The organism is Kitasatospora sp. NPDC051702 (genome assembly GCF_040681575.1).
Classification (GTDB): domain Bacteria; phylum Actinomycetota; class Actinomycetes; order Streptomycetales; family Streptomycetaceae; genus Kitasatospora.
Genome location: NZ_JBFAZB010000059.1, coordinates 31,093 through 50,950 on the forward strand (window position 1 = coordinate 31,093; position 19,858 = coordinate 50,950).

A 19,858-nucleotide genomic window follows, 5' to 3' on the forward strand; every position below is an offset into this window, starting at 1 on the left:
GGGCGACCGGGGGCGTCCGGGCACCCACGGCCCGGGCACCCGCGGCCCGCACGCGCCGGACCGCGGGGCAACCCGACCGCACCGGGCCGCACCGCACCCGACCGCGGGGTACCGGCCGCTACCCGAACTGCTGCTCCAGGTCCTTGAGTTTGCGCTCCAGCGAGTCCAGCCGGGGCAGCGTCACGGTGTCCTCGTCGAGCGTCAGGTCGATGGTGCGCCGTTCCGGGCGGGCCGGCAGGCCGGGCTGCACCACCGCGCCCTCGGCGGCCTCGACCGCCGGCGGTCCGGCGGGCTGCTCCGGCTCCGGCCCGCCGGCTATGGCGGGCTCCGAGCCGGACTCCAACTGGCGTGCCCCGCCACCGCGTTGGCGCCAGGCGCTGGTGCTGCGGCTGATCGCCCGGATCTCGGCGCGCTCGCGCCTCCCGGCGAGCCGCCGGCGTTCCTTGTCCAGGGCCCGCTCCCGCTTGTCCTCACGCACCTCGTCCACCGCCTCGTCGAGGCTGCGCACGCCCTCCAGGAGCATCAGCGACCAGGCCGCGTAGGTCTCGCGCGGGGCGCGCAGCCAGCGGACGATGCGGATCTGCGGCAGCGGGCGGGGGACGAGCCCCTGCTCGCGCAGGGCGGCCCGGCGGGTCTGCTTGAGCGCCCGGTCGAACAGGACGGCCGCGGAGAGGGACATGCCGGAGAAGAACTGCGGGGCGCCGGCGTGGCCGAAGCCGCGCGGGGCGTGCACCCAGTTGAACCAGGCGGAGGCTCCGGCGAACAGCCAGACCAGCAGCCGGGAGCCGAGCGCGGCGTCGCCGTGGCTGGCCTCGCGGACGGCGAGCACCGAGCAGAACATCGCAGCGCCGTCCAGGCCGAACGGGACGAGGTACTCCCAGCCGCCGGAGAGGTTGAGGTTCTGGACCCCGAACCCGACCAGTCCGTGGAAGGAGAGGGCGGCGGCGACGGCGGCGCAGCAGAACAGCAGCGTGTACGAGGCGGCGCCGTAGAGGGACTCCTTGCGGCGGCGCCGTTCCTCGGAACGCTCCCAGGAGTCCGCCCCGCCGGCGGGGGCGCCTCCCCTGGTCCGGGCCAGGGCCACCAGGAGTGCGCTGACCAGCAGCCCAACGCCTGCGGTGACGGCCCAGCCGAGCGGTATGTCGGACAATTTCATCGCCGGAACCAGCCTCACTTTCCTGCGTCGCGTTCCTGCGTCGTGATGGCGGGGACCATCATGGCGGATGCTCGGCGGGGGAATGACCGATTCGGTGTCAATGCGCTGAGTAGAGGGATTTCTGACCCCAGTGAATTCGCATTGTCGTATGAATTCGATGCGGATTGTTCCCGGAATTCCAGGCTTTTCGGGTGCGGCGTCGTACGGGTGTGCGTCAACTCCGCGTGACGCGCGGACAGCCGCCGCACATCTCCTCGGGCCGCACGGTGTAGACGAGGCAGCAGCTGGCCCGGGCCCGGTCGGTGTCCGAAGCGCCGGTGCACCCGGCTTCCGCCGCCGCGAAACCGGCGTTCGGAGTGAAGGGGGCCGGAGCCGGAGCGGCGCAGTCCGCCGCGCCGGGCGTGCGCGCCGGTGCCTCCGGGCCCCCGTCGGCGGACGGGGGCCGCAGCAGCGCGGACAGTTCGTCGCGCGCCCGCTCCTGCTCGCCGAGCAGTCCGCCGACGTACCAGAGCCCCTCCACCACCGCGTCGGTGGCCATCGCCCACAGCACCCGCGGACCGCGCCGCACCTCCGGACGGAAGGCGGTCAGCAGTGGGGCGAGGAACGCGCCCAGGGCGCAGCGGAGTTCGCCGGCCAGCGCGGCCTCGTCCGGTACCGGGCGGGCCCGCGGAGCCCCGGCCACCGGGTCGTCCGGGAGGCAGGCGAAGGCGCCCGGACGGACGGTCAGTTCGGCCGAGCCGGCCTCGCGGCGCACCGAGACGTCCGCCGGGGTGAGCAGCGGGACGCGCCGCTCCAGGAACCACGGCACCGTGAAGAGCAGGGAGACCGGCCAGACGAAGCGGTGCAGTGCGAAGCCGGCCGCGACGTCCGGGCGCAGCGGCCGGCCGTAGCGGGCGGAACCCTGCCGGGCGTCGTGGGTGATCAGTTCGCGCAGCGCCTCGGGGCGGGCGGCCAGGTCGGCGGCCGGGATCCAGCCGTCGTCGCGTCGCGGCGGGGCGCAGCGCACCCGCAGGACGGGGGCGAGCACGGCGAGCCGACGGTACGCGGCGGTGCCGGGGGCGGCCGGGTCGGGCACGGGGTCGTGGGCGTGCGCCTCGGTGGTACGGGGGGCGCGCGGCGCGACGCCGGGCCGGGTGCTGCTCGCGGACATGGGCGGGCCCCATCGGGTCGACCGGGGACCGCCCGTGGACCGCCCGGCGCCGCCCGGCCGGGCGGGGTGCCCGTCGGGCCCGGCCGGAGGAGGGCATGGCGGTGCCCGGGGAACGGCAAGGCGACCCGGCCGGGGCACTGCTCGCCCCGGCCAGGTTAGGCTCACCTTAGCTGATTGTTCCCCGGGTCTCGCGGACGATGCGTCCGTCCGGGGGAGCCCCCGGCGCGTGGACGGTGCCCAGCTGGCGTGCGAGCCACACCGGCACCCCGCCCAGCGCGTGCACCAGCCGGGCCGCCTCGGCGCGCAGCCGGGCCGCCTCGGCGGGTTCGGACACCTCCGCGAGCGCCGCGAGCGCCGGCGCGACCCCCACCGTGAACCCGAGTTGCTCGCGCAGCCGCAGCGAGGCGTCGAAGCCCTCGCGGGCGTGGCCGCGGTCCCCGCGGGCCAGCGCCAGCGCGGCCAGGTGGCGCCAGGTGTAGGAGCGCAGCAGCTCGTCCCCCCGCTCGCCGGCGCCGTCGTGCGCGCGCCGGTAGGCGATCCAGGCCGCGCCGCGGTCGCGCAGCAGGTTCTCGGCGACCAGCCCGCGCCGGAAGTCCAGCAGCGGACGGCCCGGGGCATCCGGCGGCAGCAGTGCCGAGGTGCGCCCGAGGGCGGCCTGGGCCTCGTCCAGGCGGTCCCGCGGGCCGAGCACGCTGGCCAGGTACGCCAGGAAGCCGCGGGCGCAGGCGGCGGCCGCGCGCTGCTCGGTGCCGGTCGCCAGGGCTTCGGCCAGGCGCAGCGCCTGTTCCGCCTGGGCCCAGTGCGCGGCGGTGAAGAGGCACTGTTCGATGAGGAGTTCGGCTCGGGCGAGGGCCGCTTCCGGGTCCCGTTCGGCAGCCGGGCGCAGCAGTTCGGCCGCCTCCTGCCAGCACCCCCGTGACCTCAGCCGCCACACGGTGTCGCCCGGTTCCTCCGCTGCCGCCCGCCCCCGTTCGTCCGGGCCGCTCGGGTTCCATCCGTGCTCCGACAACGCCACCTCCTTGTGTGCGCCATCCAGCAGGGCACGGGCCTGCCCCAGCTGCGCTGCCGTCAACTCCCGCCAGCATGGCGACGGCAGCGCGAAGGCCCGCGCTGTGGCGGCAATTCAACACGGGGGTGAGCTTGTGCACCAGATCACGAGCGGAGGTTCTTGCGTCGGCGGAGGAAATGATCTAGAGGGGTTCCGGTCGGGTCAGGACGTCCAGCCGGTCTCCATCAGCGCCTCGGCGGCGCCGTTCGCGGGCTGCGGCACCCCGGCCAGGTCCAGGCTGAACAGGGCGACCAGCAGCTGCTCGCCGCGCACGGTGGCCTGGTGGGAGTAGCCGGCGAGGGTGAACATGGCGGCGGCCATCTCCTCGGCGTGCAGGGTCTGCAGCCACAGGCACTCCACCGACTTCACGTCGGCCGGCTCGGTCCAGGTGTCCACCTGGGCGACCATCCGGCTGCCCAACAGGGTCACCCCGTCGCGTTCCTGGGCCTCCGTCAGCTCCAGGTCGTCGAAGCCGAGCCACTCCAGGTAGCGGGCGGCGGTGAACACCGCGTCCTGCGAGGTGCGCACCGGGTGCGGGCGGAACGGTGCGCGGTGCCGGAACGGCCTGGGCCGGCCGCCGGGGCCGGCGGAGCCGCCGGGCGGGGCGGGCACCGGTGCGCCCATCGGGTGGGCGGGGTGCGGGCGGGAGGTCTGTGGGCCGGGGGCGGCGAGCGGTCCGGCGGTGCCGCCGCCGAGCCGGGTGGTGCGGTCCACGGGGAGCCGTACGGTGGCGCCGCAGTTGCAGGTGAACTCGGGCTGCGGCCACTGGTCGGAGCGGCCGCAGTGCGGGCAGCGCATGCTCAGCCAGGAGTCCTCCCAGGAGCGGAACCGGACCTGCACCGGCACCCCGCCGCGCAGCAGCGGCACCTTCAGGGAGGCGCCGCACGGACAGGGCAGCGAGGGTGGTTCGTACAGGTGCTCCCGGCGGCAGGCGGGGCAGCGGATCGCCCGGGCGCCACCGCCCGCCCCTGGCCCTGGCAGGGCGGGGTCGTGTCCGGTGAAGTCGTCGGGCAGTCCGGCCATCGCGGGCTCCGTCCGTTCGAGTCGGGTGGTGGGACGTTTCCATGCTCCCCGAAACAGCGGGCGCTTGGCGCGGAATGGGGCAATCCTCCGGGATGGATCAGGGGTGTGCGCCCGGTCCGTGCGGGCTCCGGGTGCTTCGGGCACCCGGAGGGGCGGGAGGGGTCAGCCGGCCGCCCAGCGGGCCAGGTCGGCGGGGGTGTCCAGGTCGTCCGGGACGGCGACGTCGGCGCACTCGACCAGGGTGGTGGCCGCCCGGTGCGCGGCCAGCAGCGCGCGGGCCCCGGCGTCGCCGCGGGCGCCCGCGGCCGCCTCCGCGAAGTGCCGGGCGCCGATCAGCACGGGGTGTCCGCGCCGCCCGTCGTAGGCCGCGGCGGCCAGCTCGGCACCGGCCCGGTGCGCGGCCAGCAGGCGGGCCACCGCGGCCGGGGTGACGCCGGGGGTGTCCACCAGCATCACCAGCACCGCCGACGTGCCGGGTGCCAGCGCCGCCAGGCCGGCCCGCAGCGAGGAGCCCATGCCCTCGGCCCAGTCCGGGTTGTCCACCAGCCGGCAGCCCGGCAGGTGCGCCGTCGAACGGACCCGGTGGCCCTCGGCGCCGAGCACCACCGTCACGTCCGGGCAGCCGCCGGCCCGCACCACGGCCACCGCGTGCTCGACCAGGGGCCGGCCCGCGTACCGGACGAGGGCCTTGGGCCGTCCGCCCAGGCGCCGGCCGCCGCCCGCGGCGAGCACCAGCGCGGCGACGGGGCCGGGTGGGGTCTCGGTGGTCTGCATGGGCCCAGCCTGCCCGCCCGGGCGGCCCGCCCGCAGCCGTAGGAAGCCACAGTTGTACGAATGCACAAGGCGAACCCGCAGGTCGGGGACGGTCCCCGGTGGTTCGGCCGCTGGCCCTGCGGCCCGCCAGCCCCTGTACTGGGTCGATGAACACCGCACCGCGCCCGCTGCTGGACCGCTTCGGCAGGGTCCACACCGACCTGCGGGTCTCGCTCACCGACCGCTGCAACCTGCGCTGCACCTACTGCATGCCGGCCGAAGGCCTGAACTGGCTGCCGAAGGCCGAGGTGCTGAGCGACGACGAGGTGCTGCGGCTGGTGCGGATCGCCGTCGGCCGGCTGGGGATCACCTCGGTGCGGCTGACCGGCGGGGAGCCGCTGCTGCGCCGGGGCCTGCCGGCGCTCGTCGGGCGGATCACCGCGCTCGGGCCGGAGGTCTCGCTCACCACCAACGGGATCGGCCTGGCCCGCACGGCGGTGGCGCTGCGCGAGGCGGGGCTGCACCGGGTGAACGTCAGCCTGGACACCCTGAGCCCCGAGCGGTACGCGCGGATCACGCGCCGGGACCGGATCGCGGACGTGTTCGCCGGGCTGGCGGCCGCCCGAGCGGCCGGCCTCGACCCGGTGAAGGTCAACGCGGTGCCGGTGCGCGGCGTGAACGAGGACGAGATCGTCGCGCTGGCCGAGTTCGCCCTCGAGCACGGGTACCGGATGCGGTTCATCGAGTCGATGCCGCTGGACGCCCAGGGCGCCTGGGACCGGGCGACGATGGTCACCGCCGACGAGATCCTGGCCGAACTCGGCACCCGCTTCGACCTGGTGCCGGTCGGCCGGCACGGCAACGCCCCGGCCGAGGAGTGGCGGATCGCCGGCACCGACACCGTCATCGGGGTGATCGCCTCCGTCACCCGCCCCTTCTGCGGCGGCTGCGACCGGGTCCGGCTGACCGCCGACGGCCAGCTGCGCAACTGCCTGTTCGCCACCGAGGAGTCCGACCTGCGGGCCCTGCTGCGCGGCGGCGCCGACGACGACCGGATCGAGGAGGCCTGGCGGGCCACCATCGGGCGCAAGGGTCCCGGGCACGCCATCGACTCCGCAGACTTCGTCCGGCCCGACCGCCCGATGTCCGCGATCGGCGGCTGACGAGCCCCCGCGGAGGACCCGGGGAGAGGACCCGGGGAACACCGCCGCGAACACGCTCGGAGGCGCACCGCCGGCCGGCGGTGCGCCCCCGAGCGCGGGACGGTCAGGAGAGCGGGGCCGTCAGGTCGTAGAAGGTGGTGGAGCCGACCGTCTTCGCGGTGAAGTGGCTCGCCACCCAGCTCTCGATCTGGGCCGTCTCGGACTCCTGCTCCCGGCCGTCGCCCCGGCCGCCCTCGGCGCCGTTGGCACCGCCGGCCCCGAAGCCCCGGGCCGAGCCGCCGCCGATGAACCAGTGCACCTTGCCCTCCTGGACGTATTTCTGGAAGCCGGCCAGGCTGAGCGAGGGATCGGTGCCGTTGAAGCCGCCGAGGGCCATCACCGGCTTGCCGGTGGCGAGTTGGTAGCTGGCCGCGTTCTGCGAGCCGCTGGTGGCAGCCGCCCAGGTGTAGTGGTCGGCGTTCTCCTCCAGCAGGGAGGCCGCCTCGTCGCTCACCTTGGTGCCGCCGAGCAGCCCGCCCATGCCCCCGGGGCCGCCCGTGCCCCCGGGGCCGGGGAAGCCGCCCGAGCGGTCGCCGCCGTTCTGGCCGCCGTTGAACCCGTTGCCGCCGTTGAAGCCGCCGCCGTTCTGCCCACCGCCGTTGAAGCCGCCGGTGCCCCCGCCGGACCTGCCGGTGCCGTTCGCGCCGCCGCTGCCGCGCTCCCGGTGACCGCCGTCGCCGCCGTTCGGGAAACCGCCCGAGCCGTTGCCGTTGCCCGAGCCGTTGCCCGAACCGCCGCCCGGGAAGCCGCCGTTGCCGCCCTGGGCACCGCCGTTGACGCCGCCGCCCGGGAACCCGCCGCCGTTCTGGCCGCCGCCGGTGAACCCGCCGGCACCGCCCTGCGGCGGGACGCCGTTGACGCCGCCGCCGTTCTGCCCGCCCGGCAGGAACATCCGGCCGTTGCCGGCGAAGCCCTTGCCGCCGCGGCCGCCGCCGCCCGGCCCGAAGGCGCCCTGCACGGCCGGTCCGGCCGTCACGATGGAGCCGGTGTGCGGCGTGCCGACGGTGTCCACCGCGTAGGCCGCCGGACCGCCGAGCGCCGCCGCCAGGCCCACCAGGCCCGACACGGAGGCGATCCGCGCCCCCCGCCGGCCGTCGACCCGGCCCGCGAACTGCCCGGCCACCAGCGCGACCGCCGCGGCCAGGCCGCCGACCAGCACCGCCCAGCGCAGCCACGGCAGGAAGTCCCCGCTGCGCCCGAGCAGGACGAACGCCCAGACCGCCGTCACCGCGAGGGTGCCGGCCAGCACCAGCGCCCACGGCAACCGGTGCCGCGCCCGCCACAGCCCGTCCACGCCCATGCCGACCAGCGCCGCGACGGCCGGGGCCAGCGCCACCGTGTAGTACTGGTGGAAGATGCCGGACATGAAGCTGAACACCAGCGCGGTGGAGAGCAGCGCCCCGCCCCAGACCAGGAACGCCGCGCGCGCGGTGTCCGTCCGGCCGTAGCGGCGGGTCGCCCAGAGGCCGGCGACCAGCAGGATCAGTGCGGCCGGCAGCAGCCAGGCGATCTGCCCGCCGATGTCGCCGTCGAACAGCCGGGTGATGCCGGTCTCGCCCCAGCCGCGGCCGCCGCGCATCGCGCCGGTCGGTGCCTCGATGCCGGCCGGGAGCCGGCCGCCGCCGCCGACGCTGCCGGTCTCGTCGCCGTTGATCCGGCCGAGGCCGTTGTAGCCGAAGGTGAGGGAGAGGAAGCTGTTGTCCTGCGAGCCGCCGATGTACGGGCGGGCGGAGGCCGGCAGCAGTTCGACGACGGCCACCCACCAGCCGCCGGCGACCACCATCGCGGCGCCGGCCAGCAGCAGCTGGCGCACCCGGCGCCACAGGCCGGTCGGCGCGACCACCAGGTAGACCAGCGCGAAGGCGGGCAGCACCAGGAAGGCCTGCAGGGTCTTGGTGAGGAAGGCCAGGCCGAACATCACCCCGGTGAACAGCAGCCACCGGGTGCCGGCCGCCTCGATCGCCCGCACCAGCCCGTAGCCGGCCAGGGTGAGCAGCAGGGCCAGCAGCGCGTCCGGGTTGTTGAAGCGGAACATCAGCGCCGCCACCGGGGTGAGCGCCAGCGCGGCCCCGGCGAGCAGACCGCCGAGCGGGGAGAAGCGTCTGCGCACCGTCGCGTACAGCACGCCGACGGTGGCGGCGCCCATCAGCGCCTGCGGGGCCAGGACGGACCAGGAGGAGAGCCCGAAGATCCGCGCCGACAGGGCCATCGGCCACAGCGACAGCGGCGGCTTGTCGACGGTGATGAAGTTGCCGGCGTCGGAGGAGCCGAAGAACAGGGCCTTCCAGCTCTGGCTGCCGGCCTGGACGGCGGCCGAGTAGAAGGCGTTGGCCCAGCCCGAGGCGCTCAGGCCCCAGAGGTAGAGGACGGCGGTGGCGGCCAGCAGTGCCAGCAGGGCCGGGCGCACCCAGCGCGGGTCGTCCGCCCGCCCGCGCCAGGTGCGGGCGGGCAGGGTGCGCAGCCGGCCGGACCAGGAGGCGACGCCCTTGGGACCGGTGGGCGGCAGGGGTTGCTCGGGGAAGAGCGGTGCCGGGTCCGGCTGGGCGGGGTCCGGCTGCGGCACCTCCGGCGGCGGGAAGTTCGCGGCCTCGGGCCACGGGTCCCCGGCCGGAGTGGAGTAGCTGGTCGTGGTCATGCGCCATACGCTGCGTGGCGCGGCTGAGAGGAGCGTGAGACGCGGCTGTGAGGTGGGTGTGATCTCGGGACCGCGCCCCGTCGGGCCCTGCCGGAGCCCTGCCGGAGCCCTGCCGGCCCCCTGTCGGGTCCGGGCTTCGGCTACGCCGCGGGCGGCATCGAGAGGTGCTTGCCCAGCCACTCCAGGGCCGGGGGGATCTCCCGGGTCCAGGTGTGGAAGTTGTGGCCGGCGGTGTCCAGGGTGATGGTGGACATCTTGGTCGGGGCCTTGAAGGCGCCGACCATGGCCTGGGTCTCGCCGAAGTTGTTCTCGTCGTTGGCGGTGGTCAGCAGCAGGGAGACCGGGGCCGGCGGCTGGTTCTTCAGCCGCCACAGCAGGTCGTTCTCCTGCTTCAGCCGGTCGCTGCCGCCGAAGAGGTCGCCGGTGGTCTCGTCGTGGGCCGCGCTGTAGTAGCCGGAGAGCGCGACCGCCGCGCGGTAGGAGTCGGGCTTGCGCAGCGCGAACTTGAGGGCGCAGTAGCCGCCGGTGGAGTTCCCGATCACGGCGCGGTTCGCCGGGTCGGTGCCGATCCGGTAGGAGGTGGCGAGGGCCTTGGGCAGGTCGCTGGTGAAGAAGGTCTCCACCTGCGGGCCGTTCGGGACGTCGACGCACTCGGTGTCCCGGTTGCCGACGAGCGTGGGGCGGGTCATCACCAGGATGGTCGGCGGCAGCTTCTTCTGCTCGATCGCGGAGAGGGTGGACGCCGGGTACTGCATCAGCGAGATCAGCTTCTCCGGGGTGCCGGGGTAGCCGGTGAGCACCAGGGCCATCGGGAAGCGCTGCTTGGCGTAGTCCGGCTGGAAGTACTGCGGGGGCAGGTAGACGTAGGCCTCGCTGCTCAGGCCGCTGCCCGCTCCTTTGACGTCGACCTTCTGGATCAGCCCGGAGCGGTCGGGCTCCGAGCCCTGGGCGGAGTAGAACTTCTGCTCGCCGGTGACGGACACCCCGGAGGCGTTGGGCGAGTGGTCGACCACCGTGCCCAGGCCGCCGCTGGTGCCGAGCAGGTCGGTCCAGGAGCTGTAGAAGCCGAAGTAGCCGTTGGCGATCAGGCCCATCGCGACCAGCACGGAGACCTGGGCGGCGAGGAAGGCGCCGATCCGGCCCGCCCAGGACTTCCAGCCCTTCCCGCCGAACCGCGGCCAGAGCCACATGGTGGCGGCGAAGACGAGGATCGCGATGACCGAGGCGGCGATCTGGAGCGGGAGGCCGGTGAGACTGAGCACGGGCCGATCGTAGTTGACCTCCGTCGGCGCCCCCGTACGCCCCCTGACGTAGCCCTTCCGCCGGAAACCGCGAATCCGGTTGACCGGCCTGGGCGGGGTCGGCACCATGGCGGCGGGGTCGTGCACGCAGTGTGTACGAGACGTCACCGGGGCGGGGTTCCATGGAGTCCATCAGCAAGACAGGTCTGGCCGTCGGTACCGCGCTGCTGCTCGCCGCGTGCGCCGCGTGCTCCGGGGGCGGTGGTGGTGGCGGGGCGGCCGCGGGGCCGTCGACGGCGACGGTCACCGCGGTGCCGGTGCAGGCCGAGACCCCGACACCGCTCCCCACCCCGACCAGGCCGCCGTACGGCCCGGTGCTCGCCAAGGGCATCGACCCGCTCGCCAAGGCGCTGGGCCAGGTGTCCACGGCGAAGACCCTGGGCGAGTTCGACACGTTGCTCGGCACGATCGGCAGCGCCGCGACGACCGCGGGCAGTGACCTGCGCTGGGCGAGCGAGCCGCCGGAGGCCGCCACGGCGCGGGCCGAGCTGGTGGCCTCGCTGACCAAGCTCTCCTCCGACGCGGCCGGGGTCCGCAAGGACATCAAGAACAAGGGGGTCTGCGCGCTGGGTTCGGCCCAGGCCGAGCTCGGTGCCTCCGAGGGCCTGGCGGGGGTGGGTTCGGCCCTGGCGAAGATGGCGGCGCTGGGCTTTCAGACGACCTTCGCGGCGCCGCAGACGCCGAAGCAGCAGTCCCGCTCGCTGGACAACGGCACCCTGGTCCGGGAGGGGAGGCTGCGCGGCGAGGGCGTGTTCAAGGTCGACAACGGCGGCAAGTCGGACGCGGTGGTCTCGCTCGCGCTGAACGGCAAGTCGGTGCACTCGGTGTACGTGGCCAAGGGGGCGAAGGCCAGCATCGAGGGCGTCGAGGACGGCACCTACGAGGTGTTCTTCTCCGGCGGCGTGGACTGGGACTCCGACGCGAAGGCCTTCACGCAGAGCTGCCGCTTCACCAAGTTCCAGGACACGCTGGCGTTCGAGACCGGCCGCACCGCGACGTCCTGGTCGATCACCCTCCAGCCGACGGCGGGCGGCAACGCGAAGACCGACAGCGTGGACGCGGACTCCTTCCCGCAGCCGTAGCCGTGGGCGTGGGCGTGGGTGCCGGGGTGCCGGGGCGCCGGGTGTCCTGGCCTTCGGACGGATTCTCCCGACTCGTCTTCGTCGCAGGCGTTCTGACCTACCGTCGGTACCTTCTGGCACCTCCTGGCACCCGTGGTGCCCGGGGGTGCCGTCGGTTGCGCGCGTAACGGGCATACCGGGGCGGATGGCCCCCGCCCGGTGGCACGACCGCCGATCGGCGGTGGCGAGTTCGGTCAGGACGGTTGACCGCTTGAAGTGACCATGGCACTTTCGTGCGGCGCGGGCCTCGGCGACCAGTCGTACACCCCGCGATCCCCCACAAGGAGAGCCATGCTGAAGAGAGTTGTCGCGATGGCGGGTGTGAGCGCCGTCGTCGCGGGCGGGCTGACCCTCGCCGCCGCCCCCGCGCACGCGGTCCAGGCCAGCGACCTGACCTCCACCATCGCCCTGAGCAACTGCTCGGCGTCGCTGGTGCGTTACCCGAGCTCCGTGTCCGCCGACCGGGCGCTCATGCTCACCAACGGCCACTGCCTGCCGACCATGCCCACCGCGGGCCAGGTCATCCAGAACGCCAGCGCGAGCCGCAGCGGCACCCTGCTCAACGGCGCCGGCAACACCCTCGGCACCGTCCAGGCCGACAAGGTGCTCTACGCGACGATGACCGGCACCGACGTCGCGCTCTACCAGCTCACCGACACCTACGCCTCGATCAGCTCCAAGTACGGCGCCACCGCGCTGACCATCAACGACAGCCACCCGGTCGACGGCTCCGCCATGTACATACCCTCCTCGTACTGGAAGCAGGTGTGGAACTGCTCCGTCAACGGGTTCGTGCCCACCCTGCGCGAGGACCAGTGGACCTGGCACGACTCGCTGCGCTACAGCTCCGGCTGCAACACCACGCACGGCACCTCCGGCTCGCCGATCGTCGACTCCGCCAGCGGGCGGATCGTCGGCATCAACAACACCGGCAACGACAACGGCGAGATGTGCACCCTCGACAACCCCTGCGAGGTCGCCGCCGACGGCACCACCAAGGCGTTCAAGGGCCAGAGCTACGGTGAGGAGACCTACTGGTTCACCACCTGCCTCGGCGCCAACCGGGCCATCGACCTCAACGTCGCCGGCTGCCTGCTCACCAAGCCCGCCGGCAGCGCCGTCTCCGTGAGCAACCCGGGCAACCAGTCCACCGCGCTCAACGGCTCGGTCAGCCTGCAGATCAACGCCTCCGGCGGCACCGCCCCGCTGTCGTACGGCGCGACCGGCCTCCCGGCCGGCCTGTCGATCAACGCCTCCACCGGGCTGATCAGCGGCACCGCCACCGCCGCCGGCACCTCCAACGTGACCGTCACGGTCACGGACTCCGCCGGCAAGACCGCCACCGCAGGCTTCACCTGGACCGTCACCGGCGGTGGCGGCGGCACCTGCACCCCGGCCCAGCTGCTCGGCAACGCCGGCTTCGAGACCGGCAGCGCCTCCCCGTGGACGACCAGCTCCGGCGTCGTCGACAACAGCTCCTCGCAGGCGGCCCACGGCGGCTCCTGGAAGGCCTGGCTGAACGGCTACGGCTCCAGCCACACCGACTCCCTCGCGCAGACCGTCACCATCCCGGCCGGCTGCAAGGCGACGCTGAGCTTCTGGCTGCACATCGACACCGCCGAGACCGGCTCCACCGCCTACGACAAGCTGACCCTCTCGGCCAACGGCACCACGCTGAAGACCTACAGCAACGTGGACGCCGCGGCCGGCTACCAGCAGCGCACCTTCGACCTCTCGTCCTACGCGGGCCAGAGCGTCACCCTGAAGTTCAACGGCGTCGAGGACTCCTCGCTGCAGACGAGCTTCGTGATCGACGACACCTCCGTCCAGACCGGCTGAGGCCCGTCCGGTTCGAGCGCCCGGCCCGCGGAGTCCACGGACCCCGCGGGCCGGGCCCGGCATCGACGGTGAACTCCCCCTCCGGGCCCGTGACTTCGGCGAACGGCCGCCGGCCGGCTCCGGGCCGCCCGGTGGCCGGTCCGGACGGATGCCTATCCTGTGGGGATGATCAAGCCGATCGAACTGGTGATATTCGACTGTGACGGCGTCCTCGTGGACAGCGAGGTCATCGCCGTGCGCGTGCTGCTGCGCCTCGGCGCGGAGCTGGGCTGGCCGCTGACCGAGGCCGAGGCGATCGAGCGGTTCGTCGGACGCTCCGAGGCGGCCAACCACACGCTGGTCGCCGACCGGCTCGGGGAGGAGACCGCGCAGGTGTGGGCCAAGCGCTTCGTCGAGCTCCACGCCGAGGCCGTGGACGCCGAACTGACCCCGGTCGACGGTCTGCCCGAGGCGCTGGCCGCGATCACCCTGCCCACCTGCGTGGCCTCCAGCGGCTCGCACGAGAAGATGCGCCACACCCTCGGCCGGACGGGCCTGCACGGGCACTTCGCCGGCCGGATCTTCTCCGCCACCGACGTCGGACGCGGCAAGCCCTGGCCCGACCTCTTCCTGCACGCCGCCCGGTCCATGGGCGTCGACCCGGCCGCGTGCATCGTCGTCGAGGACAGCCGCCCGGGCGTCGAGGCCGCCCGGGCCGCCGGGATGCGCTCGCTCGGCTACGCGGGCGGCGTGACCCCCGCGGAGCGGCTGGCGGGGCCGGACACCGTCGTCTTCGACGACATGCGCCGGCTGCCCGCCCTCATCGCCGCCGGGGCCGTCCAGCCCGCCTAGGGTCTGCCTGACGCAGGGCCGGACGCACGGCCGGACGCGCCGGGCATCGGTCGCCGGCCGCCGGCGGGCAGCGGTCACCGGCGGGCGCCGGTCACCACGGGTGGGTGCCGCCGCCCGGGCGGAAGAACGAGCCCGTCGGGCCGTCACCCGGCCCGCCGACCTGGGCGGCGATCGCCCGCCCGCCCTCCTCCGCGCTCGCCGGGCCGGCGTGGCCGTTCAGATCGGTCGCGCAGTAGCCCGGCTCCAGCGCGTCGACCCTGATCCCGGTGCCGCGCAGCTCGCGGGCGTACACCAGGGTGACGGCGTTGAGCGCGGCCTTCGAGGAGTTGTAGGCGAGCAGGGTCGCGTGCTCCCAGACCGGGTTCTCCGGGCGGGAGAGGAAGCCGGCGAAGCTGGCCAGACCGCTGGAGACGTTGCCGATCCGGGCCGCCGGCGAGCGGCGCAGCAGGGGGATCATCGCGTTGGTCACGGTGACCACGCCGAACACGTTGGTCTCGTAGGTCGCGCGCAGCGCCTCCAGGGGCAGGGTCTGCGGGGTGTGGCCGTAGTCGAGGGCGGTGCCCGCGTTGTTCACCAGGGTGTCCAGGCGGCCGTGCTCGGCGTCGATCCGGCGGGCCGCCGCGGCGGCCGACTCCGGGTCGGTGACGTCGAGGTGGACGAAACGGGCGTCGAGGCCCTGCGCGGCGAGCTCCGCGGCGGCGGCCGCGCCGCGGCCGGGGTCGCGGGCGCCGATCAGCACGGTGTGCCCGGAGCGGGCGAGTTCGCGGGCGGTGGCGAAGCCGATGCCCTTGTTGGCGCCGGTGACGAGGACGATGCGGTTGTCGGTCATGGCCCCACCCTGACCGGGGGCGGCGACGCCCGGGAGAGCACTGTCGAGGGTGGTACCGGCGGTGCCATGGTGGCGCGTCGGCCGCCCGGCGAGACTGGACGGCGTGGAACACGTGGACCGGGCGGAGCTGGCCGCCTTCCTGCGGCGCTGGCGCGCCCGCATCCAGCCGTCCGACGTCGGCCTGCCCGCGGGCGGGCGCCGGCGCACCCCGGGCCTGCGCCGCCAGGAGGTCGCCCAGCTCGCCGGGATGTCGGTGGAGTACTACATCCGCCTCGAACAGGGCCGGGGGCCGCGCCCGTCGCGCCAGATGATCGGGGCGATCAGCCGGGCGCTGCGGCTGTCCGACGACGAACGCGCCCATCTGCACCACCTGGTGGGCGAGCCGCCGCTGCCGCCGGCCGGCCCGCCGCGGGAGGTGCGGCCCGGGCTGCTGCACCTGCTCGACCGTCTCGACGACACCCCGGCGATGGTCTGCAGCGCCGCCCGGGACGTGCTCGCCTGGAACGCCATGGCGGCCGCGCTGCTCGGCGACTTCTCCGTCCTGCCGCCCGGCGAGCGCAACATGATCTGGCGCTTCTTCACCGACCCGGACACCCGCGCCCGCCACGACCCGGACGGCGCCGCGAAGTTCGCCCTCCGTGCGGTCGCCGACCTGCGGGTCGCCGCCGCCCGCTACCCGGCCGACAGCGAGCTGCGCGGGCTGGTCGACCGCCTGGTGGCCGCGAGCGCGGAGTTCCGCGAGCTCTGGGCGCGTCAGGACGTCGAGGTCCGGCGCTCCACCCGCAAGCGGATCCTCCACCCGGTGGTCGGCCCGCTCGACCTCGACTGCGAGGCGCTGCACGACCCGCACCGCGATCAGTGGGTGATCCTCTACACGGCGGCGCCCGGCACCCCCTCGCACGCGGCGCTGCGGCTGCTCAAGGTGGTGGGCAGTCAGGACCTCTCCGGCAGTCAGGACCTCGCCGGTGGCCGGGACCTCGACGGCCGTCACGGCCTCACCGACCGCACGGACCTCGCCGCGCGGGGGTGAGGGCCGCCGAAATCCGGTTGCGGGCCCGGCACCCCGGTGGAAGATTCGGGCCCCGTGCCCGGCCCGGTCCACCGGACGGGGTCCGAGCCGGCCGGGGCCGTACCCGCAGGTGCGTGAGCCCGGCCGCCGGCACGTGACCGGACCGAGCGAGGGGGAGCCACAGGCATGGGCGCGATGCACGCGGACGAGTGGGACATCGACGAGGCGCTGGTGCGCGCGTTGCTCGCCGAACGGTTCCCGCAGTGGGCCGGCCTGCCGGTCGAACGGGTCGACTCGGCCGGCACCAACAACGCCATGTACCGGCTCGGCGCGGACATGGTGGTGCGCCTGCCGCGGATCCCGGCCGCCGCCGAGGACATCGCCAAGGAGCACGCGTGGCTGCCGCGCCTGGCCCCGGCCCTGCCGGTGCCCGTCCCCGCACCGCTGGGCGTGGGCGGGCCGGTCGCGGGGTACCCGTGGCCGTGGTCGGTCTTCCGCTGGCTGGACGGGGCCAATCCGGTGGCGGGCCGGGCCGAGGAGCCCGCGCTGCTGGCCGGCGACCTGGCCGGTTTCGTCGGTGCCCTGCACCGGGTGGACCCGGCGGGCGGCCCCGCCGCCTACCGCAGCGAACCCCTCGCGGAACGGGACGGCCAGACCCGGGCGGCGATCGCGGGGCTGCACGGGATCGTCGACACCCGCGCCGCGACCGACGCCTGGGAGGCGGCCCTGGAGGCCCCGGGGCCGTCCGGCCCGCCCGTCTGGATCCACGCCGACCTGCAGCCGGGCAACCTGCTCGTCTCCGGCGGCCGGCTGAGTGCGGTCATCGACTTCGGGTGCGCCGGACTGGGGGACGGCGCCGTCGACCTGATCCCGGCCTGGTACGTGCTCCCGGCGGCCGTCCGGGGCGACTTCCGGGCGGCGGTGGGGGCCGACGACGCGGCCTGGGCACGCGGCCGGGGCTGGGCCCTGTCGATCGCGGTGGCCGAACTGGACTACTACCGGGAGACCAATCCCGTCATGGCGGACATCGCCCGGTACGTCGTCGCGCAGGTGCTGGCCGAGCACGCCTCGCCGGCCGTCGGCCGGCACGCGTAGCACCTCGCGGGGGCGAGGGCCGCGCGGAGCGGTCCGGCAGTCTTTACCGAACGGTCGACCAACGGGCGGCGCCGGGCGGGTAGCGTCCTCGGCATCCACTGAACGCGATGCGCGGACGCCTCCCCCCACCGGGCGGGCGGACCGCGGGGAGGCATGCCGTGAACCCGGTCGACCTGATGAACGTGAACGTGAACGAGTGCGCGGCCCGGCTGCCGCAGGCCTGGCAGTCCCGGGTGCTGGGGCTGGTCGGGGCCGCCGAGGTGAAGCTGCTGCGGATGGACGGGCGGGAGCTGCCGGTGGAGTCGCACGCCGCGGCCGAGGTGCTGCTGGTCGTCGACGGGGTGCTGCAACTGTACGTCGAGGAAGCCGACATGACGCTGCGTTCGGGAGAGCTGGTGGTGGTTCCGGCGGGGGCGCGGCACGCGGTCCGGGCGGGGAGCCGGGGGAGTCTGCTGATCGTCGAGACGGCGGGCCCGGGGGAGGGGTGATCGATACGATCGCCCCATGACCGGAATCGACGATCGTGTGCAGCAAGCCGAACGGCTCTACGAGCAAGCGGTTTTCGGGGGCGACACCGGCGCACTGACCCGGGCCGACCGGTGTCTCGACGCGGTCGAGGCGGATCTCGCCCTGGCCCGCGGCCGGGTGGTCCACGCCCGCTTCGTGGCCCGGCAGGAGGAGTCCGAGGAGGAACTGGCGCTCTTCGAACGGGCGGAGCGGCTCTACGCCGGGCTCGGCGACGACCGGGGCCGCGGCGAGGCGCTGTTCTGGATCGCCGTCTACCACCAGGTGGTGCGCGGGGACCACGACACCGCCCAGCCGCTGCTCCGGCGCTCCCTGGACCTCGCCCGCGGGGCCGGCGACACCCTCACCGCCTCCTACGCGCTGCGTCATCTCGGCATCCTCGACCACATGGCCGGCCGCCTCCCGGAGGCCCGCGCCCACCTGGAGGAGTCGACCCGCCTGCGGCGCGAGGCCGACTTCGCTCCCGGCGTCGCGGCCAACCTGGCCGGCCTCGCCTACATCGCCGGGCAGGAGCAACGGCGTGCGGACGCGGCCGAGTTGCTGCGTGAGGCCACCGCGCTCGCGGAGGACACCGACGCGTACGGCGTGCTCGGGTGGATCACCGGAGCCCGGACGGACCTCGGGCTCGAGCGGGGCTCGGACGGGGTCTGACCGGGCGAAGGCGCGGCGCGCGGCCCCGGGCGGTCAGGGAGTCAGGCCGGTGCGGTCCCCGGTTCCCCGGCGGCCGCGGCGATCCGCTCGGCCACCGGGAAGTCCGCCCCGCAGCCCGGGCAGGTCGCGGTGCCGAACGCACAGGCCAGCACGGCCGCGACGGCCGGCCGGTGGTCGGCGACCGCCAGGTCGTACAGGCGGCGGGCGGTGCCGCGGAGGTCCGCCGGGTCGGCCGGCCGCAGCGGGTGGGTCGCGGCGTGGCCGGCCGAGCCGGCGTCGGCACCGGCGGTGGCGAGGGCCCGGCCGCCGGGGCGGGAGTACCGGCCGCGGTCGCCGACGACGACCAGGACCTCCGCCGCGCACGCCGGGCAGGTCAGCTCGTACTGCTGCACGATGATCCCCAGGGTGAGCTCCCCGGCCCAGGCCGGACCGCCCTCGAGGCTCAACTGCGCGTCCAGGGAGGCGGCGTAGTCCCGCACGCAGGGGGCCGTCCGCCGGTGCTCCTCGGCCAGCGCGCGCAGGGCGGCGATCTCGGTGGCGTACCGGGCGCGGACGTTCCCGGCCCCGTGGGGCTGGTCGGCACCCGCCACGATGGCACCGGCCAGGGCCAGGGCCGGCAGGGTGCGCTGCTGGTCGAGCCCGCCCGCGATGTCGAGCAGTCCCGGCAGCGCCGCGAAGCCCGCCGGGTGGACGGTGTCGTCGGGGCACAGGGCGGACCAGAGGGCGTCCCAGCCCTGCGGGGTGGGGTCGGCGGCGAGGCGCGCGAGCCGGACCGGGACGTCCTCGGCGGTGCCGTACGCGTGGGTGAGCCGCGACCAGTCCGTGGTGCCGGACGCGGCGCCCGGCGGCCGGGCGGGCCCCAGCCGGTGCCAGGCGTGGGAGCAGCCGTCGCGGCAGAAGCGCTCCCGGCGCCGGGCGTCGGCGAGCGCCAGCACGTGGACCAGCAGCCGGAAGGCCTTGCGCCGCTCGTGCGGCGGCTCCAGGCGGGCGACCGCCCCCAGCCGGTGCTCGATGCGCCCGCCGGAGAGCAGCACCGAGGGGGTGTGGGTCGGTTTGAGCCCGGCCGGGCGGACGGCGGCCACGCCGTCCTCGGTGGTGGCGCGGGCCTGTACGGCGAACGCGGCGAGGTCCCGCAGCGCGAGCCGCTGCTCCTCGCCGGGCAGCCCGTCGAACCAGTCGATCCCCTGGGCCAGCGGCCGCAGGCCCTGCGCCAGCTCGTTGAGGACCACGTGCCGCTCGGGCAGTTCCCGGGTCACGGCCCACCCCCCCTTCGTCCGTCGCACGAGCCGGGTCAGCAGAGTTCCAGCCGGGCGTGGGTGGCGTCGTGGAACAGCTCCAGCAGGGTCCGGCCGAGCGGGTGCTCCGGGGAGAGGAAGGCGCTGCGGCGGGCCCGGACGACCAGGACGTCGTGGGAGTCGAGCAGGTCGGAGAAGCCCCGGTTCTCGATGATGTCCCAGAGGGCGTCCAGGCTGCGGCCCTGCCAGTGGTGCAGGGCCTCGTGGTTGACGGCGACGAGTGCCGCGCGGAGGTCCGTCAGCGACTCGACGGTGTACTCGCGGATGTCGACCAGCAGTTCGCTCTGTGCCACGGCGGGAGCCTAGGGCGTGTCTTTCGGATCACGCCAGGCGGTCGCCGCCGGGGCACGCACCTCGCCGGCTTCTCGTCAGTCGCCGATGCTCCGCATGGACTC

The 19,858-nt window shown here is 75.0% G+C and carries 17 protein-coding genes and 2 pseudogenes; 9 read left to right on the top strand and 10 right to left on the bottom strand.

Translation table 11 applies throughout. The annotated features are described in order from the left end of the window. Positions 1-118: 118 nt before the first annotated feature. From AB0N04_RS34050 to AB0N04_RS34070, 5 genes are all read right to left on the bottom strand, one after another. A complete protein-coding gene (locus tag AB0N04_RS34050) occupies positions 119-1,156 on the bottom strand; it encodes a DUF2637 domain-containing protein (protein ID WP_360212994.1) in 1,038 nt (345 codons plus the stop codon). A gap of 214 nt (positions 1,157-1,370) precedes the next feature. Further along, a complete protein-coding gene (locus tag AB0N04_RS34055; protein ID WP_360212996.1) occupies positions 1,371-2,306 on the bottom strand; it encodes a (2Fe-2S)-binding protein in 936 nt (311 codons plus the stop codon). Positions 2,307-2,472: 166 nt separating this feature from the next. Further along, complete coding sequence (locus AB0N04_RS34060) at positions 2,473-3,315, bottom strand: hypothetical protein (RefSeq protein WP_360212998.1); 843 nt, start codon at positions 3,313-3,315, stop codon at positions 2,473-2,475. A gap of 201 nt (positions 3,316-3,516) precedes the next feature. Continuing rightward, a complete protein-coding gene (locus AB0N04_RS34065; protein WP_360213000.1) occupies positions 3,517-4,377 on the bottom strand; it encodes a hypothetical protein in 861 nt (286 codons plus the stop codon). A gap of 162 nt (positions 4,378-4,539) precedes the next feature. Next, on the bottom strand, positions 4,540-5,151 hold the full coding sequence (locus AB0N04_RS34070) for a nucleotidyltransferase family protein (RefSeq protein WP_360213002.1): 612 nt from the start codon (positions 5,149-5,151) through the stop codon (positions 4,540-4,542). 146 nt (positions 5,152-5,297) lie between these two features. Between AB0N04_RS34070 and moaA the strand changes: the two genes are divergently transcribed. Beyond that, positions 5,298-6,293: a GTP 3',8-cyclase MoaA gene (gene moaA / locus AB0N04_RS34075; RefSeq protein WP_360213004.1), complete on the top strand. Its 996-nt coding sequence runs from the start codon at positions 5,298-5,300 to the stop codon at positions 6,291-6,293. A gap of 103 nt (positions 6,294-6,396) precedes the next feature. Here moaA and AB0N04_RS34080 read toward each other — a convergent pair whose 3' ends face one another. Together AB0N04_RS34080 and AB0N04_RS34085 are read right to left on the bottom strand one after the other, a co-directional pair. Continuing rightward, positions 6,397-8,967: a glycosyltransferase family 39 protein gene (locus AB0N04_RS34080; RefSeq protein ID WP_360213006.1), complete on the bottom strand. Its 2,571-nt coding sequence runs from the start codon at positions 8,965-8,967 to the stop codon at positions 6,397-6,399. A 140-nt stretch (positions 8,968-9,107) separates the two neighbouring features. After that, complete coding sequence (locus AB0N04_RS34085) at positions 9,108-10,229, bottom strand: alpha/beta hydrolase-fold protein (protein WP_360213008.1); 1,122 nt, start codon at positions 10,227-10,229, stop codon at positions 9,108-9,110. Positions 10,230-10,390: 161 nt separating this feature from the next. Here AB0N04_RS34085 and AB0N04_RS34090 point away from each other — a divergent pair, with 161 nt between their 5' ends. The 4 genes and pseudogenes from AB0N04_RS34090 to AB0N04_RS34105 all read left to right on the top strand — a co-directional run bounded on the left by AB0N04_RS34090 (position 10,391) and on the right by AB0N04_RS34105 (position 14,059). Next, the gene (locus AB0N04_RS34090) at positions 10,391-11,350 is read left to right on the top strand and encodes a hypothetical protein (RefSeq protein ID WP_360213010.1); all 960 of its coding nucleotides are present in this window, start codon (positions 10,391-10,393) and stop codon (positions 11,348-11,350) included. Positions 11,351-11,701: 351 nt separating this feature from the next. Next, positions 11,702-12,298: pseudogene (locus AB0N04_RS34095) on the top strand (trypsin-like peptidase domain-containing protein); the annotation flags it as partial. Positions 12,299-12,499: 201 nt separating this feature from the next. Next, positions 12,500-13,228 (top strand): annotated as a pseudogene (locus AB0N04_RS34100) (putative Ig domain-containing protein); the annotation flags it as partial. Positions 13,229-13,393: 165 nt separating this feature from the next. Further along, positions 13,394-14,059 carry an HAD family hydrolase gene (locus AB0N04_RS34105; RefSeq protein WP_360213012.1) on the top strand — a complete coding sequence of 222 codons (666 nt, stop codon included), beginning with the start codon at positions 13,394-13,396 and terminating at the stop codon, positions 14,057-14,059. A gap of 91 nt (positions 14,060-14,150) precedes the next feature. Here AB0N04_RS34105 and AB0N04_RS34110 read toward each other — a convergent pair whose 3' ends face one another. Continuing rightward, positions 14,151-14,888 (bottom strand): SDR family oxidoreductase, encoded by a 738-nt coding sequence (locus AB0N04_RS34110; RefSeq protein WP_360213014.1) that lies wholly within the window; start codon positions 14,886-14,888, stop codon positions 14,151-14,153. 112 nt (positions 14,889-15,000) lie between these two features. Here AB0N04_RS34110 and AB0N04_RS34115 point away from each other — a divergent pair, with 112 nt between their 5' ends. From AB0N04_RS34115 to AB0N04_RS34130, 4 genes are all read left to right on the top strand, one after another. Further along, a complete protein-coding gene (locus AB0N04_RS34115) occupies positions 15,001-15,918 on the top strand; it encodes a helix-turn-helix transcriptional regulator (RefSeq protein ID WP_360213106.1) in 918 nt (305 codons plus the stop codon). Between the two features lie 165 nt (positions 15,919-16,083). Further along, the gene (locus tag AB0N04_RS34120; RefSeq protein ID WP_360213016.1) at positions 16,084-16,992 is read left to right on the top strand and encodes an aminoglycoside phosphotransferase family protein; all 909 of its coding nucleotides are present in this window, start codon (positions 16,084-16,086) and stop codon (positions 16,990-16,992) included. A gap of 158 nt (positions 16,993-17,150) precedes the next feature. Next, positions 17,151-17,480 (top strand): cupin domain-containing protein, encoded by a 330-nt coding sequence (locus tag AB0N04_RS34125; RefSeq protein ID WP_360213018.1) that lies wholly within the window; start codon positions 17,151-17,153, stop codon positions 17,478-17,480. Between the two features lie 16 nt (positions 17,481-17,496). Further along, a complete protein-coding gene (locus AB0N04_RS34130; protein WP_360213020.1) occupies positions 17,497-18,168 on the top strand; it encodes a tetratricopeptide repeat protein in 672 nt (223 codons plus the stop codon). A 41-nt stretch (positions 18,169-18,209) separates the two neighbouring features. On the opposite strand, the gene AB0N04_RS34135 is transcribed toward AB0N04_RS34130, so the two are convergent. Both AB0N04_RS34135 and AB0N04_RS34140 read right to left on the bottom strand, forming a co-directional pair. Then, positions 18,210-19,424, bottom strand: a complete 1,215-nt coding sequence (locus AB0N04_RS34135) for a DUF5958 family protein (protein WP_360213022.1) — start codon at positions 19,422-19,424, stop codon at positions 18,210-18,212. A gap of 35 nt (positions 19,425-19,459) precedes the next feature. Beyond that, positions 19,460-19,756: a hypothetical protein gene (locus AB0N04_RS34140; RefSeq protein ID WP_360213024.1), complete on the bottom strand. Its 297-nt coding sequence runs from the start codon at positions 19,754-19,756 to the stop codon at positions 19,460-19,462. Positions 19,757-19,858: the final 102 nt, after the last annotated feature.

Bases quoted from the DNA above. Each gene is read 5' to 3' on its own strand.
- AB0N04_RS34050 (WP_360212994.1), bottom strand. From the start codon at position 1,156: ATGAAATTGTCCGACATACCGCTCGGCTGGGCCGTCACCGCAGGCGTT.
- AB0N04_RS34055 (WP_360212996.1), bottom strand. From the start codon at position 2,306: ATGTCCGCGAGCAGCACCCGGCCCGGCGTCGCGCCGCGCGCCCCCCGT.
- AB0N04_RS34065 (WP_360213000.1), bottom strand. From the start codon at position 4,377: ATGGCCGGACTGCCCGACGACTTCACCGGACACGACCCCGCCCTGCCA.
- AB0N04_RS34070 (WP_360213002.1), bottom strand. From the start codon at position 5,151: ATGCAGACCACCGAGACCCCACCCGGCCCCGTCGCCGCGCTGGTGCTC.
- moaA (WP_360213004.1), top strand. From the start codon at position 5,298: ATGAACACCGCACCGCGCCCGCTGCTGGACCGCTTCGGCAGGGTCCAC.
- AB0N04_RS34080 (WP_360213006.1), bottom strand. From the start codon at position 8,967: ATGACCACGACCAGCTACTCCACTCCGGCCGGGGACCCGTGGCCCGAG.
- AB0N04_RS34090 (WP_360213010.1), top strand. From the start codon at position 10,391: ATGGAGTCCATCAGCAAGACAGGTCTGGCCGTCGGTACCGCGCTGCTG.
- AB0N04_RS34105 (WP_360213012.1), top strand. From the start codon at position 13,394: ATGATCAAGCCGATCGAACTGGTGATATTCGACTGTGACGGCGTCCTC.
- AB0N04_RS34110 (WP_360213014.1), bottom strand. From the start codon at position 14,888: ATGACCGACAACCGCATCGTCCTCGTCACCGGCGCCAACAAGGGCATC.
- AB0N04_RS34120 (WP_360213016.1), top strand. From the start codon at position 16,084: ATGGGCGCGATGCACGCGGACGAGTGGGACATCGACGAGGCGCTGGTG.
- AB0N04_RS34130 (WP_360213020.1), top strand. From the start codon at position 17,497: ATGACCGGAATCGACGATCGTGTGCAGCAAGCCGAACGGCTCTACGAG.